Source organism: Pedobacter gandavensis (assembly GCF_032678745.1).
In the GTDB taxonomy this organism is placed as follows: Bacteria; Bacteroidota; Bacteroidia; order Sphingobacteriales; family Sphingobacteriaceae; genus Pedobacter; species Pedobacter gandavensis_C.
Map to the genome: position 1 here is coordinate 633,972 of NZ_JAVTST010000001.1, position 16,087 is coordinate 650,058.

Below are 16,087 nucleotides of genomic sequence, written 5' to 3' on the forward strand. Positions count from 1 at the left end.
TTATGTTATGTGTTTATGTGTGGTTTTAATCTTTCATCATAGGAGGAGTAGCCTGCTTTTTTTGAGCAGCCTCTTTTCTTAAGTCCATCGCTTTAGCAGCCATTACTTCTGCCTCCGCAGTATTCCCCTGTTTTTTGAATATTCTTTTTCTAAGGTCCGCCAGTTGAATATTGGTGAAAAGGTCAGGATTGCTCTTTTCTAATTCATTGGCCCATTTAAGGGCTTCCTGGCTATATTTAACTGGTGCTGCAGTAACCACATCATTTGCTGCTGTGACTACAAAGCCTGATTTACGTGTAAAAGCAGCATCACTAAAGACGTCATTTACTTTTGCGCAGAACTGATCCCATTGATTGGCCGAAGCGTACTCGATAAGGTCTAACTGTGCCAGCATATTTTTGGCGTTTACAGTAGGCTTAGTTTGTATTTTTCTGATGGCCGCCATTATTTCTTTGGCTTCCTTAAGGTTGCTTTTTTTCTGAAATGCGCTCTTTACGCTAAACACGGAAGAGTTGAGCGTTCGGTCAAAATACATATCCACTTTATCAGCGCTATATTTCGTTGACAGCACTGTTTTATTCGCGTACAAATAAGCAAATGCCTGAGAAGAAGGATTGTGCAGGTATTTAATAGCAAGGTTCCAGTTATCCATCAGTGCTGATTTAGAAAGCCCATCAAAATATACTTTTGCTACAGCGCCCATCTTTTCCGCTTCATAAGCTTTTTCAAGCGCCTCCATATAAGCTATTGCTGTAGCCTCAGAATGATCACCATTGTTGAATTTTTTTGCCAGCCCATACGCGGTGCTTTCAGGTTTTAAAGCTTTAGCTGCCTCCGTCATAAAGTCGGTTGCCGGCATGCTGCCGACAATCTTATGCACTATTTCTCCATCCCCATTGATAAACAAATAGGTAGGGTAGGCAATGACTTCATATTTTGTTTTCAATGCCGGACCTTCGCCTTTTTCCATATCGTACTTCACGTTATGAAAGGTATTGTTAAACAGATCAGCCACGCTGTCTCTTGTAAACACATCTTTTGCCATCATTTTACATGGGCCACACCAGGAGGTGTAGGCATCAAAAAAGATGATCTTGTTTTCTTTTTTTGCTTCGGCCAACTCCGTCTTCCAATCTCTTTCCTTAAATAAAATCTCCCGGTTTTGTGCGGATGCAGAGAAGGTGGCCAGACAGCTCAGTCCGATTAATAATTTTCTCATGTTTTGTTGTTTCTAAAGTGGATTTTGTTCCAGATTGGGATTAAACTCAAGTTCGGGTTTCGGTAGAGGATACACCACACGCTTATCTAAAGCTTCAATAGTTAAAGCGCTGGTATTAAAGTAATCCGTATAATTTCTGGTCATGGCTAAACCATTCCTAAAATTGTCGTACGAAGAATGTCCTTCCCAGGCCAACTCCAGTCGACGTTCATTTAACACCGCTTGAAAAACAGTCATGTTTGCTGCTGCAAGACTTGTTGTGGTCCAAGCACCCGTTGAGATCGCTCTCGTTCTAACTAAGTTGAGGGCAATTAATGCATCTGTAGTATTCCCCAATTTGGCCAATGCTTCCGCTTTGTTTAGATACATCTCCGCAATGCGAAGGTATGGAGTGCCACTTCTGGTTTGTGAACTGAAGTCGAAGCCTCCTGGAGGCGCAATTTGCTGGTAGTTGAACTTGTTGATGGAGTTTCTGCTCTTATTCGTTCCTGTGATCCTGGAGTCGTTTTCTACAGTGATGAAGTTTTTTCTCAGGTCTGTTGGGTTTTGATTTAAGATCGCCATGTAATCAGGTGAGGCTGCATATTCACCTTGATAAGGAGTGCCAAATACATCTCTTAAGATTAAGAACTCATTGATTTTATTCGGACTCGCATCATCATGTCTGAAACTCAATATGCATTCTTTATTGTTTTTACTGTCAATCGCAAAAGAGTTACTGTACGCTGTACCCTGAAGTAAAGTGTATTTTTGCGAGGCAATTACTTTATCTGCATATTCAACCGCCTTGGTATTGTAGTCTGTATTTACTGCAGTAGCAGTACCACCCATGTAAAGGTATGCCCGGGACAATAATGCCCATGCCGTTTCTTTGCTGGCATAATTATTCGGTTTCACCTGAGTCATTAATACTGAAGCTTTTTCCAGATCGGCAATAATCTGCGCATAAACCTCTTTCACTGTGTTTCTTTTTGGCTGATAGCTTTTGTCAACCAACGAATTTAAAGACAGGGGAACGGCAAGTCCATCGCCATTGTTCTGATAATATGGACGTCCATATACTCTGGCCAGGTTAAAGTAAATCATCGCTCTCAGGAAGTAATTCTCTCCTTTAAGCTGATCAAAAGCTGCCCCTTGTCCATCCTGGATGGCATCAATAATTTTGTTTGCCCCAAAAATCACACGGTAAGACATTCTCCAGAAAGAGCTGGTTACCCCCTGACTAGGTGAGTTATTGAAGATATAGGCATCACTTCTAGCCTGAGGAAAAGCCTGGGTAACGGCCAGCATGTTATTTCCTTTTAACTCACTCAGGTTATACCAGTTTAAATCGTAAGGCGTATCACCAGTGGCTCCAGTAACGAGCAGTGCATAATTGCCGTTTGTTGCGGTCGTTAAGCCTTCAATGCTGGTTAGAAGTTCCTGATCAGACCTGTCATTATAAGGCCTGATATTTTCGTCAATTGCTTTTTTACAGCCAAATAATACAATTGCTGCAAAACATATATATGCGGATAGTATGTACTTTTTCATGCGCTGCTTTATTAGAATGATAATTGTAAACCCAATAGATATTTCCTGCTGGCGCCATAGCCTGCGCTCAATCCGTAGGTGTTGATGTCGCCGGCGCTTCCGCCTTCAGGATCAACTCCATAGAATGATTTTTTGGTGAAGATGAAGAGGTTGTCACCACTAATAAAAATGCTTGCGCGGTTTAGCTTAGCCTTGCTGATCAGCTGAGTAGGGAGGCTGTAGCTTAACCTTACGTTGCGTACTCTAATGTGACTGGCATCTTCCCAGAATCTGGAGGTTGACTGGTCAGCTCCATCTAATCGACCGCGATAAATCTTCGGTTCTGTAGCAATATCACCAGGTTTTTCCCATACCACTTGTCCTGTGGATGGTTTAATCTGGTTGTTTTTAAGCACGTTGTTACCTTCAGTAGAAAAATAGGTGCTTCTTGCAGCATTGTACACCACATAATCTGCTGCAAAGTTCAATAGGATAGAGAGTTCAAATCCACGGTAGCCAAATGTATTTAACATCCCTCCATAGTATTTTGGAACGGTATTACCAACACGTTGGTAATTCACAGCCAAAGCATCTCCGGTTAGGCCAGCCGTAACTGCATCATAAGTATTAACAATTTTTCTGACGTAAGCATTCGTCGCCGGATCAAACTCTAAACGTTCAAACTGAGGCGCGCCAGTTTCTGGGTCTACACCAAGCCATTTATAAGCATGTGCGGTATTGATGTCTTCACCTACTTTAATCGGACCTGCATAGCCATAACTCAAAGTACTGCTTTCCAGTTTAGTGATTTTGTTTTTGTTAAAGGTCAGGTTGAAACCAGTTTCCCAGGTAAATGGACCAGTAAGGTTTTTGCTCGAAAGCACAAGCTCCATACCACGGTTTACCATAGCTCCAATGTTCTGATACTGGCTTGGAACACCTAACAAAGCCGAGGTTGCTGCTTTTTGAAGCAGATCGGTATTGTTCTTTCTGTAAAAATCTGCAGATATGGAAATCCTGTTAAACAGGCTCAGGTCTATACCCAGGTTGCCAATGTAAGCACGTTCCCAGGTAATCTGTCTGTTGCCCAGTTGGTTGATGATGGCAGCAGGGTCGCCACCATATTGGAAACCAAAGTTGTAAAAGCTTTCCGTCAGGAAGTCCTCACCAGCGATTTTTCCGGTGGTTCCATAACTGGCACGTAATTTTAAATTGGTCAGGTATTTATTACCTTTCAAAAATTGCTCATTTGAGGCTAACCAGGCACCACTTACCGAATAAAAGTGACCAGCTCTGTTCTCTATACCAAAATTTGTAGAGTAGTCCATCCGGTAGGAGGCGTTGACAAAATACTTCTCATCATAATTGTAATTTCCTTCAGAAAATAGGGAATAGGCAGCTCTGGAAAATTTCTCTCCTCTAAAGGATTTACCAGAAAAAGTGTTCCATGGTTCAGCAGCAGCTGTTAGAACTTTAATTCCACTAGGTATGTTTTTTACCGCGACTGCACTGTATTCTGAATTGCTTCTGTTGTACTCAAATCCTGCCAGTCCGGATACCGAATGCAAAGCGAATTGCTTACGGGCGGAGATGAGGTTGGAGGTCACGAAGGAGTTTGAACTCGTTTTAGTCTGCGTCATTCTTCCTTTATCCGTAAGGCCGGTTAAGGAAGCACGGTCCTCATAATTCTCGTTATTTAAGAATGTGGTATTGTAGGAGTTGTTAGAGGATAGAGTTAACCAATCAAACACCTTGTATTTTGCAGAGAATACGCTAAGTAATTGTTGGGTTTTAGCTATACTGCTGTTATAAGGTAGGTCGTAAACAGGATTTTGATAAGTGTTGTTCAAAGCGTCCACACCTAATATTTTTTTAGGGCTGCCGTCTGCATTATTTAAGCTAAACCATGGCAACAGGTAAAGGGCATTGCTTCCGCTGATCGGACTCTTGTTTCCTCTGTCAAATATGGTGCTGATATTAGCGTTCACACTCAGTTTGTTAGTGAGGTTATGATCTAGGTTTAACTTAAAACTGTTTCTTAACAAATCATTCCCTTTTAAAGCACCTTGTTCATCGTAACGGTTGGCACCAAAATAATAGCGGGTTTTATCTGTTCCTCCAGACAAGTTCATGTCTATTGTTTTGTTTAGCGCATCACGGTAAAGCTGGTTGGTCCAATCTGTATTGGTACTCAGGACAGATGCCGCAGGCAGGTATTTGGCCAGGTAAGCTTCCTGTGTCAAACCTTCGTTTTTAAGCGCAAAGGAATTCAACAACATTTTATGCTGATAATCGTATAACTCCTGTGAGTTCATGAATTCAATTTTGCCTGCATAACGCTGACTTACGCCAAAACTACTGTTGATGTTGAGCTTTGATACGCCTGCAACACCTTTTTTAGTCGTGATCACCATTACGCCCTGACTGGCGCGAGAGCCATAAATAGCGGTAGATGCCGCATCTTTCAATAGGGTAACGCTTTCGATATCTGTAGTAGAAACAATATCGCCAGGGTAGGCCACATCAGGATAAATGATCCCATCTACTACAATTAAAGGATTGAAATTATTGGATACACGTAGGAGGGTAATAGGTGAGGTAATTGGCAGGGTACCTTGTCCACGTACCACAAACGAGCCTTTGCTATTTGGGTCGCCAGAAGGCTCTGTGATGTACATTCCGGCAACTTTCCCTTTCAGTTGTGAGATCAGGCTGTTGCTGGTTACACCTTCCAGCTGTTTAGCGCTGAAAGTTTGTATTGAACCTGTAATTTCACTGGCCTTTTTTGTGCTGTAACCAAGTACTACCGCTTCTTGTAATTGGGTCATAGCAGGGTTTAAAACCACGTTTATTTCTGGATTATCTCCATCGGTAATTACTTTTTGAATGCGAACGCTTTCATAGCCTACTGAACTGAAAACAATGCGGTAGCTGCCCGGAGTAAGGTTCAGTGTGAAGTTACCATTGCCGTCGGTAATGGTAACTGTGTTTGTTCCGTCCACTCTGACAGAAATACCTGGGAGTGGGCTCTTGCCGTCGGTGACTTTCCCGCGTACCGGTTTTCTGGCATCAGTGCCGTCTTTCCTGTCCGCAGCTTGTGCCTTTGCTTTGATAACAACGGTATTGTTGACAATTACAAATTCTAAAGGTTGGTTAACAAGCGTCTCCTTTAATGCCTGTTCAATACTGGCATTCTTTAAGGATAAATTAATCTTTGAAGGATTTTTCCTTAGCAGGTCTATATTGTAAAAAAGCGAATAGCCACTTTGTTTCGCTATTTTTTTAACTACGCTTTCAATGCTCGCATTTTTTTCGGTTAAATTAATAGTCTGGCTAAATGCAACTGCACTGGCCTGTAAACTGATGACAAGTAAGCATATAATTAATTTCATGACTCTAATCGTGTCTAGAATTTTATTCATATTTTTGGTCGGTTTAGTTGTACTACATCCTTGTTCCTTATTTAAGGAATTAAATATGTTGCACAATTTGGGTTGATAATGTTGGTCTGTTAGATTGATTTCTTTTTTTAACCCTGAAACTTTTACCGGAGGTGTATCGAGCACTTCCGGTATTTTTCTGGATTAAAATCATTTCGGTTATGATTTTACGATAAGCGTTCTCCCTTCTATTTTAAAGTTAATCCCATTGGTTTCTAGTATTTTTAATATTTCCGTCAGGCTCAGGCTTCGTGGAACTTTAAGAAGGAAAAGTGTTTCCCGTTGCTTGCCTTCAAATACAACATCTATGTCGTACCAGCGGGAAAGCTGTTTCATAATGTTCACTATGTTCTCTTCATTGAATTGAAAGAATCCATTTTTCCAGGCAATAGCCTCATCGAGGTCTACCGTTTTGGTGATGATCTGATTGTCTTTTAATAGCGATTGTTGTCCGGGGCTTAAGATTTGTGAGCCGGTATTTGCAAATCTCCCTTGCTTTAAGCCAGGGTCTTTAGCTAATGATACGCGAACAGATCCTTCCAAAAGCGTAGTTTTTGTTTCCTTATCATCGCCATAAGCACTGATGTTGAAATGAGTGCCTAAGACTGCAACTTCCTGGCTGCTCGTTTTCACGATAAAAGGAACTCTTTTTGATTTTAAACCATCTTTTACTGTTCTTTTTGCCACCTCAAAATAAGCCTCTCCAGACAATTCTACTTTGCGCTCATGGTTATCAAAAGCTGCAGGATATTTCAATGAGGATGCTGCATTTAACCATACTCTGGTGCCATCCGGAAGGTCTACCTGGTAATGCCCTCCGCGTGGGGTGCTGATGGAATTAAATCCTGTAACAGGTTTATTGGTTGCTGATAATTGATAGATCAGTTTCCCCTCAGCGGTTTTGGTAATGGCTATTCCCGACTGCTTTGCAATTTCTCCTGTTGTCGCATTATCCAGATTGATTGTTGATCCGTTGGAGAGGGTAAGGGTTGCTTTATTTCCTGCCGGAGAGATCGACTTCGAATAAGTGTCTTTCTGCTGTTTTAGGACTGATCGATTATTGAAAAAATAAAGTCCTGCTGAAAGTAGGATCAGTACCGCTGCAGCAACAGAAGCATACTTGTACCAGGAAAGTTTTTTGACTACCTGATTTTCAGGCTTTGTCAGGATCTGATTTAACATGACCTCAGCCTTTTCCTTACTCAGGTCATCGGCAACTTCAATTGTATTCCAGGTACCATCCAGCAAATCATTGATATCCTGATCCTCCTCAGAAATCAAAGAGAAAAATTCTTCCCTTTCCTCCGCGGTACAGGTTTCGTCAATAAATTGTTGGTATAAGAATTTTAGCCTTGCATTCATAGGGATCTATGTTTGTACTTCCTTTCTTATATAGACCCATGAGAAAGGAGCAAGGAGTAGTGACCAGGAAAAAAAAGTTAATTAATGTTTTTCGGCTAGTAAAGTCAAGAGGATAACGACTATAGCAATGTCGGTATGTGTGCTTACATAGTTGCGAAGAAAGCGCAAAGCATGTTGCATATGCGTTTTTACAGTAAGCTTAGAGATATTCAGTCTTTCGGCCACCTCTTCATATTTTAGTCCTTCCTGGTGACAAAGGCTGTAAACTAACTTCTGTTGAGCGGGTAATTTCTCAATAGCCTGATTCAGAATCTTTTCAGAGTCTTTGAAGATAATGTATTCTTCCGTTTCATTATGGTCTTCCTGATAGTCGTAGGCCATCAATCTGCTGGCTTTGATTTCCAGTGCCATTCTTCGTAAAACTTTTAAGGTGTGATTTCTGGTGAGGACACGGAGGTAAGCATCAAGGTTTGCAATCTCTGAAAGTTGAGCTTCCAGATTCCATATTTTTACAAATACTTCCTGTGCAATTTCTTCGGCAAGGGTAGCCGACTTTACTATTTTTAAAGCATAACTGTAAATTTTAGGACTATAGCGATGGAAAATAAGGCTGAAGGCCTTAGTATCTCCTGTTGAAGCTAATTGTAAAAGTTCTTTATCCTCATTAAAATCACTGTTGTGCCCTAATTGCTTCATTTTTTACCACAGAATGTTATTCTGTATATGTTCCCCAGGGTAAAATTAAGAATTACAAAGCTGATTGTTAAATAATTGTTTTGAAATTGTTATTTTTTTTTTGACGAATTATATCAAAATATTGAAAGGCCTGCCACCTTCGAATAATTCTTAAAAATCCTATCTAATAAAAAAGCGATCGCGTAAAAGATGATTTTTTACACGATCGCTTCGAATGGCACTAGTTAACCTTCTCTTTTTATATAGGTTTTATTACCGTTTTTGTTGATATAATATTTACCACCTCTAGGGCCTGTTAGAATCTCTTCTCCGTTTGGTCCTTTCAAACTTCTGTCTATTGTAGGTTTGTAATCTTTTACTGCTGCCGCAGGTTTCGCTGCACTTGCTTTTGTTGCAGCTTTAGTAGCCGCCGCTGTTGGTGCTGCAGTCGCTGCTGCTGTTCCTTTGTAACGCTTGTCAGGCGTACCATCTTTTTTAAGTCCAGGAGTGTTCGTTGGTACTGTTTTTACTGCCGCTTCTTTTTTAGTAACTGCTGCCGCTTTTGTTTCTGCTGCAGTTGTTTTGGCGGCTGCCGAATAACGCTTATCTGGTGTGCCATCCTTTTTCAATTTAGTCCCTGCAGCTGCTGCTGTAGCGGCCTCTGCTTTTGCTGCTTTCTTAGCTGCCGCAGCTTCCTTCTTAGCCGCTGCCGCTTCTTTTTTCGCATCAGTAGTCGTTTTGCTGACTTCTTTTTTAGCTTTTTGTTTAGCAGCAGTAGCAGGCACTGCAGTCTGAGCCATACTTAAACTCACAAAGAAGCTGAGCATGGTTAATAGTGAAAGTACTTTTTTCATGGTTTCTTTTTTTGATACGAGGTTAATAATCAAGATTGATCTACAGAGAGATACAAACATTAAACCAATTTAATAATTTTCTGACAATTTTCTTAGTGTCAGTAGGATAAGGCCTTTTTTAGCTATAGAATAGCGTTTTTTAACCAGGAAAATTCTTATATTGGAATCAGTTTCACTGTTTAAAAGAATTCTCATAATGGATCAAAGAATTATCAACCTTTACGATCAATACACGCATAGCAATATCAATAGGAAAGAGTTCCTCAAAAAACTGGCGCTTTTAACAGGGAGTACCGCCTTGGCATTAACCGTTCTTCCTTTGCTGGAAAACAATTATGCTGCTGCTGCTCCTGTAAATGAGGAGGAATTAAGCACCGAAAACATTACCTATAAAGGTGCTAAAGGAGATATGAAGGGCTTTTTGGCAAAACCAAAAGGAAAAAAGAACCTAGGAGCTGTGTTGGTTATTCATGAAAACCGTGGTCTTAACCCACATACCATTGCGGTCACTAAAAGAGTCGCTGCTGAAGGTTTTTTAGCACTAGGTGTAGACGGATTGTCTCCTTTTGGGGGCACCCCTGCAGATGAAGATAAAGCCAGAGAGCTGATTGGACAGTTAAATCCGGAAGATACCCTGCAAAATTACCTCAGCGGACTGGATTACTTAAGAAGGCATCCTGATGGAAATGGAAAAGTAGGTTGTGTAGGTTTTTGCTGGGGCGGAGGTATGGCCAATAAACTGGCTGTAAATGATCCTACGTTGCAGGCTGCCGTTGCTTATTATGGTGCGCAGGCAAAAACAGCAGATGTACCTTTGATTAAAGCAGACCTGATGCTCCATTACGCTGGTCTTGATGAAAGAATCAATGCGGGCATTCCTGAATTTGAAGCGGCATTGAAAGAAAACCACATCCCTTATCAGCTTTACATCTATGAAGGCGTAAATCATGCCTTTAACAATGACACCTCTCCTACACGATACAATGAGGCTGCAGCAAAGCTGGCATGGGAGCGAACAATAGGATTATTTAAAAAAGATTTAAGCTAAATTAACGTCCGGATTTAATGCTCAGAACTGCATTTAAATCCGGGCCTTTTCTGACGTAAATCTTCTCTTTTTACCTAGAAATCTCGATGTAAATAGCCACATAATGGTAGAAAACAGCTAAAATTAAGCGAAAACAAGCAATTCAATTGCCTCAAAATTCCAGGTCGTGGAAAAGAAATCAACTACAATTTAACCCATAAGATGAGCTAAAGTACTTGCTATTCAAAAAATCTTCTAATTTTTTTATACTTCATGCTAAAGCCTGTTCCTTACACATAATGAGTGGGTTGTCTTTTTGATAATCTCCATTTCTGTGTCATGAAGATAGAAAAAGTGTTTATTTCATTAAAATACAGCAGGCCTTTAAAACAAAAAATCCGCCTTGATTGTTTGAAAAGTAATTAGATAATTATACTTATAACTGACACTAGCATTGGAATTTAAGCTAAAAATGCTTAACTTTGTGCAAATTTTTAAACATTAATGAAGATATTTATTACAGGCCTTCCGTTAGAAGTAGGGGAAGATGAATTAACAGCCGTTTTTGGTGATTTCGGTCAAGTAAAATCACTTAGGATTATCAAAGATCGCGAAACTGGTCAGAGTCGTGGGTTTGGTTTTGTGGAAATGCCAGTAGAAGAAGAGGCAAAAGAAGCAATCAAACGCATGAACGGTGGCGATTATAACGGTAATCGAATTAAAGTTGCTGAAGCTCAAGAGAAACCAGGTACTGGTGGCGCTGGAGGCGGTGGTGGCTTTAAACGCAATAACCGTACAGAGAAAAGCTATTAATAGCTTTTTTCTTTTTATAGTCTATAAACTCTATTCGTAGAGATAAATCCATATAGGGCAGGAAATTTAATGCGAATTATATTTCCTGCTTTTTTGTGTCTAACAATCCGATAACCAGGCTCTTCCATTGTGGGTAAGAGAACCCGATTTTCGCCATCCAGCCTACCAATACATTTCTAACATTATTGATCAGTACGGCACTTTCCGAATTAGGAACCTCATTTCTGCCATGTACTTCCGCATGAACTTCCATGCCCTCCCTATAAACGGTAAAGGTTGAAGTCGCTTTGTCTTTGAAAAAATGAGCAGTTTCCGGATCTGGGTGTAAAGGATTTGCTGCTGGTCTAACCCTGAAAGCAATCTTTTGAAAAGTAGGGGATTGCTCTTCCAGAATCCATTCTACCTGCACCCAGTCGTAGCCATCGCCCTTAGTCCCTCCAGGCCCCGGGATATTGATCTTTACATAATCTCCTTCTGCAACTTGTCGCTGTATTTCTTTTCCAAAAGGATCAGTGAGGATAAAAGTCGCCGTAGGAAATCCACACCACTTATCCCAGTTATAAATCTCCAGCAATCGTTGTCGTACCACAGGGTAAAAAGCTTTTGCAGTTGCCTCATCTTTGAAGCTTACTTTCTCAAACACATCCATTTGGGCACCTTCGTCCTGTTTTGGGATCTCATTTTTCATAGCAATGGGTTATGATGAACACATTTAGCGATAATCTTAAACTAAATAACGCCCCAGTTTATAATTTGTTTCTCATATAATCCTTTAACGGTAAAGATTTTACCATGTATTTTATTAAATTAGGTATATGAAAGTCGATTATATAGCATTGTCTGTACCCGTTTTTTTCATCCTTATAGGGATTGAACTGGCTTGGTCTTTTTATAAAAAGTTAGACTATTACCGCTTCAATGATTCTATCGCCAATTTAAGTCAGGGGATAGGGCAACAGCTTACCGGCATCTTCATGAAAACTGCCTTGTTTTTCGGCTATATGTATATCTATGAACATTGGAGGTTATTTACGTTACCACAAAACATTTGGATCTGGCTTTTACTATTCCTGGGTGTCGACTTTTTCTACTATTGGTTTCACCGGATGAGCCACCAGGTAAATGCCTTATGGGCCGCACATATTGTACACCACCAGTCTGAAGAATACAACCTAACCGTAGCACTTAGGCAGTCCTGGTTCCAGGGTTGGTTCTCCTGGGTGTTTTATTTGCCATTGGCCTACTTAGGCTTTGATCCATTGATGTTCTTAACCTTAAGCGCTTTTAATACTTTGTACCAATTCTGGATTCATACCAGACTGATAAAAAACATGGGACCTTTGGAATATATTCTGAACACGCCATCACACCACAGAGTTCACCATGGCTCTAATCCTAAATACATTGATAAAAACCATGCAGGAACCCTGATCATCTGGGATAGGCTGTTTGGTACCTTCCAAAAGGAAGAAGAAGATGTGTATTATGGTATTACCACACCATTGGCCAGTTGGAACCCCTTATGGGCAAATGTTCATTACTGGGACGAGCTTTGGAACACGGCTAGGCAAAGCCCGCGCTGGATAGATAAAATCAATGTATTTATCAAACCACCGGGTTGGTTCCCAGCGCATCTTGGGGGCTTTAAAAATGCCCCTGAAATTGATGCCCTGAACTATCAGAAATACAATCCGGTTTACCAGAAGAAATTAGTCCCTTATGTAGTCATTCAGTTCGTAATCGGACTTATAGCGGCCATTGCGATCTTGTTTTTATACCCAACACTTCCTGTGGTCGCATTGGTTACCGGTGTGATCTACGTAATCCTGACCCTGGTAACTTGCTCGGCTTTGCTGGAAGAAAAGAAATGGCAGGTTAAATTCGAATATGCTCGTCTCGTATTAGGGATTTTAATAGTTTTGCTCCAGGATTTCCCGGTAGGCTATCAGGTCATATTTTCTGGCCTGAATATCTGCTCGGTAGTCTGGTTTTTTAACCTTCATAAAAAGAACAATAATGCTGAAGAAATACCTGAAGTTTAACCTCTTATTTGTCCTGATCTTTATCCTGCAACTCCTGGCAGAGTTCCAACAGAACAATACATTGACGTATTTTATCAAACCCTGTATCGTAATTTCCTTAATGGGAATGCTGTATGTTGGTACCGGTTTAAAAGGCCGTTTCCATAAACGCCTGTTTACAGGACTGTTTTTCTGCCTGCTTGGAGATGTACTATTGATGTTGGTTTGGCAAAATCCAAGCTACTTTATGTACGGTTTAGTGGCTTTTCTTCTAGGTCATATCTTTTATATCAGTGCATTTTACCTGGACTTCCGTTCTGCTCAGGAGCTGGATAAAAAAGGAGCGAGGCTGGCCATCATCTTATGTGCAGCATTTAGCATTGGCTTTTATTTCTATTTAAGACCGCATTTAGGCGATATGAAGCTACCTGTTATGGTTTACACCTTTGTGATCAGTCTGATGATGATGATGGCCGCATTTAGAAACAAAAGAGTCAATGTGCTTAGCTTCAACCTGATTTTATTCGGGGCCTTGTTTTTCCTGGTATCTGATGCCACACTTGCCTATAACAAATTTGTTAAAGGTTTTGACTTCGCAGGAGTCTTGATTATGGCGACCTATATGATTGCGCAATACCTGATCACGATGGGTGGTGTAGAAAGGAAGCTAATTAACCAGGACTAACCTTTTTACTTATCAGGATGCTGAAAGACTTCAGCAATCAAATGAGCATATACAAGAAAAGCACCATTAATGGTGCTTTTCTTGTATAATTAAGTTAATGCTATTTAAGGATAGTAAAGGATTGCACCAGTCTTTCTCCATCCTCATCAACCAGTGTAAGCGTATGCTTTCCAGGGCTTGGACTCAATGCCAACTGATGAAAGTTCTTAGTCGTTCCGATATATTCTTCATCAATATGCCAGTATATTTTTGCCTCAGTACTGCGGTGAGAAACATTAAACACCACTTTACCTCTGGCACCATCCAATTCCAGAGGAATGTAAATCTGTGCATTCGGCTTAGGATAAATCATTTCCATCACGAAATTACTACCCGCATCAGCACAACCAGGCATAAATGGAGGTAAGAGTTTATAATCACTATTCTTAATCTTGTAATAATACTCCATTGCCGGCGGTAGTACAAACCAGGGCTGGTGAATCATCATTCCAGTTGGCTCGCATTCATCTGTAGCACGGTAAGTAGCGGTTCTGTCCAGGTGAATCAGCTTATGATAAGGACAGATGTTTGTTTTCTCCGCTGCTGGTGGCACTAATTCCTCTACAACCTCTTTACAATACTCGCCAGCCTTATAGCCACTTTGCTTACATACCCGCATCTTTTTAAGGTGCTGTTTGGGTGTATTGAACCATTTCGCATTTGGAAGTTCCCTGAAAATGTCGAATAAGACCGGAGCAGCTACATCTACACCTGTTAAACCAGGCCGACCTTCGCCATCGGCATTACCTACCCATACACAAACCACAAATTCTGGCGTCAATCCAATGGCCCAGGCATCTCTGGAACCTACACTGGTACCCGTTTTCCAGGCCACCCTTTGCGAAGAGGAGAACTGCTCCCAAAGCCCTTCTTCACCGGGCCTCATTAATTCTTCCATGGCATTAAAAGTGTTCCAGATGGAACCATAATCTAATACGCTATTAATCTGACTATCTTCCTGTGCCAGGCGTGGTTTTGCTTTCTGCTCAATGTAAACAGGAGCATCGTAATCATGAGGGTTATAGCGTCCCTGGTACTCGTTAAAATGGTTTAAGGTGCGGGCCATGCCCATATAGGTTTTAGCAAGATCCCACATCGTTACCTCACTACCACCAAGGATAATGGAAAGACCATAATGATCTGCAGGCTTGTTCAAAGTGTTTATACCTAGTTTCTTTAGCTGATCATAAAAGCGCTGATACTTATAGTTTTGCAGCATCTTAACTGCAGGGATATTTAAGGAACGGCTTAAAGCACGATCTGCAGGAATTGCACCATCATAACCGAGGTCATAATTTTGTGGCGAATAACCATTGATCTGTGTTGGAATATCTGGAATCAATGTGCGGGGCAGGATAAAACCATCATTCAACATACTCGCGTATAACAAAGGTTTTAGCGTACTCCCCGGACTTCTGGCCGCCTTAATCATATCAACATGGCTTTGCATTTCCTTGTTATCCGGTTGATAGATATTGCCGACATAACTTTGCACAGTACCCATTTTGACATTCAATACCAATGCGGCGATGTTATTGATGTCATTGGCACGATACCTATTTTGATAGCGCTTCAATAAGCTACTCAGTTTGATCTGTAAGTTGTAATCCAGGGTAGAGGTGATCCTGGTAACCGGAATATCCAATTGGCTTCGTTCCATTTTAAAACGCTGCAACAAATGCGGTGCATTTTGCGGCAAAGGCAAAGGTTTCCCGGGAATCGGTTCTAGTTTAGAAAGGTTAGCTGTTTCCTGATCAATGATCTTTAACCGGGCCATCTTATCCAATAGATCGTTTCTCTTTTTAATCAATTTAACAGAATTCTTTCCTGGATGAACCAATGATGGACTATTAGGAAGCACAGCAAGAGTTGCCATTTCTCCCCATGATAAACTCTCCGGACTGCGTGCAAAGTAGCGCCAGGAAGCGGCATCTAATCCAACAACATTGCTCCCAAAAGGAGCGTTGGCGGTATATAGCTTCAAAATATCCTCTTTTGAATTACTGAGTTCTAATCGGATAGCTATCATCACCTCAACTAATTTCTGCCATACCGTTCTACTTTCCCTGCGGGATAAACGGATGACCTGCATAGTTAGCGTACTGCCACCACTCACTACCGATTTAGCTTTTAAATTCTGTTGCATTGCCCTCGCCATTGCCAGCACATCCACTCCGGGGTGCTGGTAAAACCGCTGGTCTTCAAAAGCCACAATACACTGCTGAAACTTGACAGGAATAGAATCGGTAACTGGAAATCGCCACTGACCATCCTTTGCAATAGCCGCACTCAACAACTCCCCGTTAGAAGCCTCCAGAACATAAGAAGTGGGGCTTAAAAATAACTTTGATGGTAAGAAGAACCAAAACCACAACAGTAAAAGCAAACAAAGCAAATCACTGATCAGTAGTTTCGGTTCTCCATATATTTTTTTTAACAT

12 protein-coding genes are annotated in these 16,087 nt (G+C 41.0%); 4 read left to right on the forward strand and 8 right to left on the reverse strand.

From position 1 onward, the window contains the following. Nucleotides 1-25: 25 nt before the first annotated feature. The 6 genes from R2S10_RS02480 to R2S10_RS02505 form a co-directional block, all read right to left on the reverse strand. A complete protein-coding gene (locus R2S10_RS02480; protein WP_316838853.1) occupies nt 26-1,219 on the reverse strand; it encodes a thioredoxin family protein in 1,194 nt (397 codons plus the stop codon). A 12-nt stretch (nt 1,220-1,231) separates the two neighbouring features. Then, nucleotides 1,232-2,752: a RagB/SusD family nutrient uptake outer membrane protein gene (locus tag R2S10_RS02485; protein ID WP_316838854.1), complete on the reverse strand. Its 1,521-nt coding sequence runs from the start codon at nt 2,750-2,752 to the stop codon at nt 1,232-1,234. An 11-nt stretch (nt 2,753-2,763) separates the two neighbouring features. After that, on the reverse strand, nt 2,764-6,153 hold the full coding sequence (locus R2S10_RS02490) for a SusC/RagA family TonB-linked outer membrane protein (RefSeq protein WP_316838855.1): 3,390 nt from the start codon (nt 6,151-6,153) through the stop codon (nt 2,764-2,766). Between the two features lie 177 nt (nt 6,154-6,330). Then, entirely contained in the window at nt 6,331-7,533 is a 1,203-nt protein-coding gene (locus tag R2S10_RS02495) for a FecR family protein (RefSeq protein WP_316838856.1), read from the reverse strand. An 81-nt stretch (nt 7,534-7,614) separates the two neighbouring features. Next, on the reverse strand, nt 7,615-8,229 hold the full coding sequence (locus R2S10_RS02500; RefSeq protein WP_316838857.1) for an RNA polymerase sigma-70 factor: 615 nt from the start codon (nt 8,227-8,229) through the stop codon (nt 7,615-7,617). Between the two features lie 224 nt (nt 8,230-8,453). Then, nucleotides 8,454-9,062 (reverse strand): hypothetical protein, encoded by a 609-nt coding sequence (locus R2S10_RS02505; RefSeq protein ID WP_316838858.1) that lies wholly within the window; start codon nt 9,060-9,062, stop codon nt 8,454-8,456. A 196-nt stretch (nt 9,063-9,258) separates the two neighbouring features. On the opposite strand from R2S10_RS02505, the gene R2S10_RS02510 reads away from it, so the two are divergent. Together R2S10_RS02510 and R2S10_RS02515 are read left to right on the forward strand one after the other, a co-directional pair. Continuing rightward, the gene (locus R2S10_RS02510; protein ID WP_316838859.1) at nt 9,259-10,110 is read left to right on the forward strand and encodes a dienelactone hydrolase family protein; all 852 of its coding nucleotides are present in this window, start codon (nt 9,259-9,261) and stop codon (nt 10,108-10,110) included. A gap of 483 nt (nt 10,111-10,593) precedes the next feature. Further along, a complete protein-coding gene (locus R2S10_RS02515; RefSeq protein ID WP_062548794.1) occupies nt 10,594-10,902 on the forward strand; it encodes an RNA recognition motif domain-containing protein in 309 nt (102 codons plus the stop codon). Nucleotides 10,903-10,978: 76 nt separating this feature from the next. Here the strand turns inward: R2S10_RS02515 and R2S10_RS02520 are convergent, their stop codons facing one another. Further along, a complete protein-coding gene (locus tag R2S10_RS02520; protein WP_316838860.1) occupies nt 10,979-11,590 on the reverse strand; it encodes a hypothetical protein in 612 nt (203 codons plus the stop codon). Nucleotides 11,591-11,717: 127 nt separating this feature from the next. Between R2S10_RS02520 and R2S10_RS02525 the strand changes: the two genes are divergently transcribed. After that, the gene (locus R2S10_RS02525) at nt 11,718-12,944 is read left to right on the forward strand and encodes a sterol desaturase family protein (RefSeq protein ID WP_316838861.1); all 1,227 of its coding nucleotides are present in this window, start codon (nt 11,718-11,720) and stop codon (nt 12,942-12,944) included. Then, on the forward strand, nt 12,919-13,608 hold the full coding sequence (locus tag R2S10_RS02530; protein ID WP_316838862.1) for a lysoplasmalogenase: 690 nt from the start codon (nt 12,919-12,921) through the stop codon (nt 13,606-13,608). Before R2S10_RS02525 ends, R2S10_RS02530 begins: the two co-directional genes overlap by 26 nt. Before the next feature lie 100 nt (nt 13,609-13,708). Here the strand turns inward: R2S10_RS02530 and pbpC are convergent, their stop codons facing one another. Then, entirely contained in the window at nt 13,709-16,087 is a 2,379-nt protein-coding gene (pbpC, locus tag R2S10_RS02535; RefSeq protein WP_316838863.1) for a penicillin-binding protein 1C, read from the reverse strand.

What these genes read in the sequence shown, in the direction of transcription:
- R2S10_RS02510 (WP_316838859.1), top strand. Translation starts at nt 9,259, where the DNA reads ATGGATCAAAGAATTATCAACCTTTACGATCAATACACGCATAGCAAT.
- R2S10_RS02485 (WP_316838854.1), bottom strand. Translation starts at nt 2,752, where the DNA reads ATGAAAAAGTACATACTATCCGCATATATATGTTTTGCAGCAATTGTA.
- R2S10_RS02520 (WP_316838860.1), bottom strand. Translation starts at nt 11,590, where the DNA reads ATGAAAAATGAGATCCCAAAACAGGACGAAGGTGCCCAAATGGATGTG.
- R2S10_RS02515 (WP_062548794.1), top strand. Translation starts at nt 10,594, where the DNA reads ATGAAGATATTTATTACAGGCCTTCCGTTAGAAGTAGGGGAAGATGAA.
- R2S10_RS02495 (WP_316838856.1), bottom strand. Translation starts at nt 7,533, where the DNA reads ATGAATGCAAGGCTAAAATTCTTATACCAACAATTTATTGACGAAACC.
- R2S10_RS02500 (WP_316838857.1), bottom strand. Translation starts at nt 8,229, where the DNA reads ATGAAGCAATTAGGGCACAACAGTGATTTTAATGAGGATAAAGAACTT.
- R2S10_RS02480 (WP_316838853.1), bottom strand. Translation starts at nt 1,219, where the DNA reads ATGAGAAAATTATTAATCGGACTGAGCTGTCTGGCCACCTTCTCTGCA.
- R2S10_RS02490 (WP_316838855.1), bottom strand. Translation starts at nt 6,153, where the DNA reads ATGAATAAAATTCTAGACACGATTAGAGTCATGAAATTAATTATATGC.
- R2S10_RS02530 (WP_316838862.1), top strand. Translation starts at nt 12,919, where the DNA reads ATGCTGAAGAAATACCTGAAGTTTAACCTCTTATTTGTCCTGATCTTT.
- R2S10_RS02505 (WP_316838858.1), bottom strand. Translation starts at nt 9,062, where the DNA reads ATGAAAAAAGTACTTTCACTATTAACCATGCTCAGCTTCTTTGTGAGT.
- pbpC (WP_316838863.1), bottom strand. Translation starts at nt 16,087, where the DNA reads ATGTTAAAAAAAATATATGGAGAACCGAAACTACTGATCAGTGATTTG.
- R2S10_RS02525 (WP_316838861.1), top strand. Translation starts at nt 11,718, where the DNA reads ATGAAAGTCGATTATATAGCATTGTCTGTACCCGTTTTTTTCATCCTT.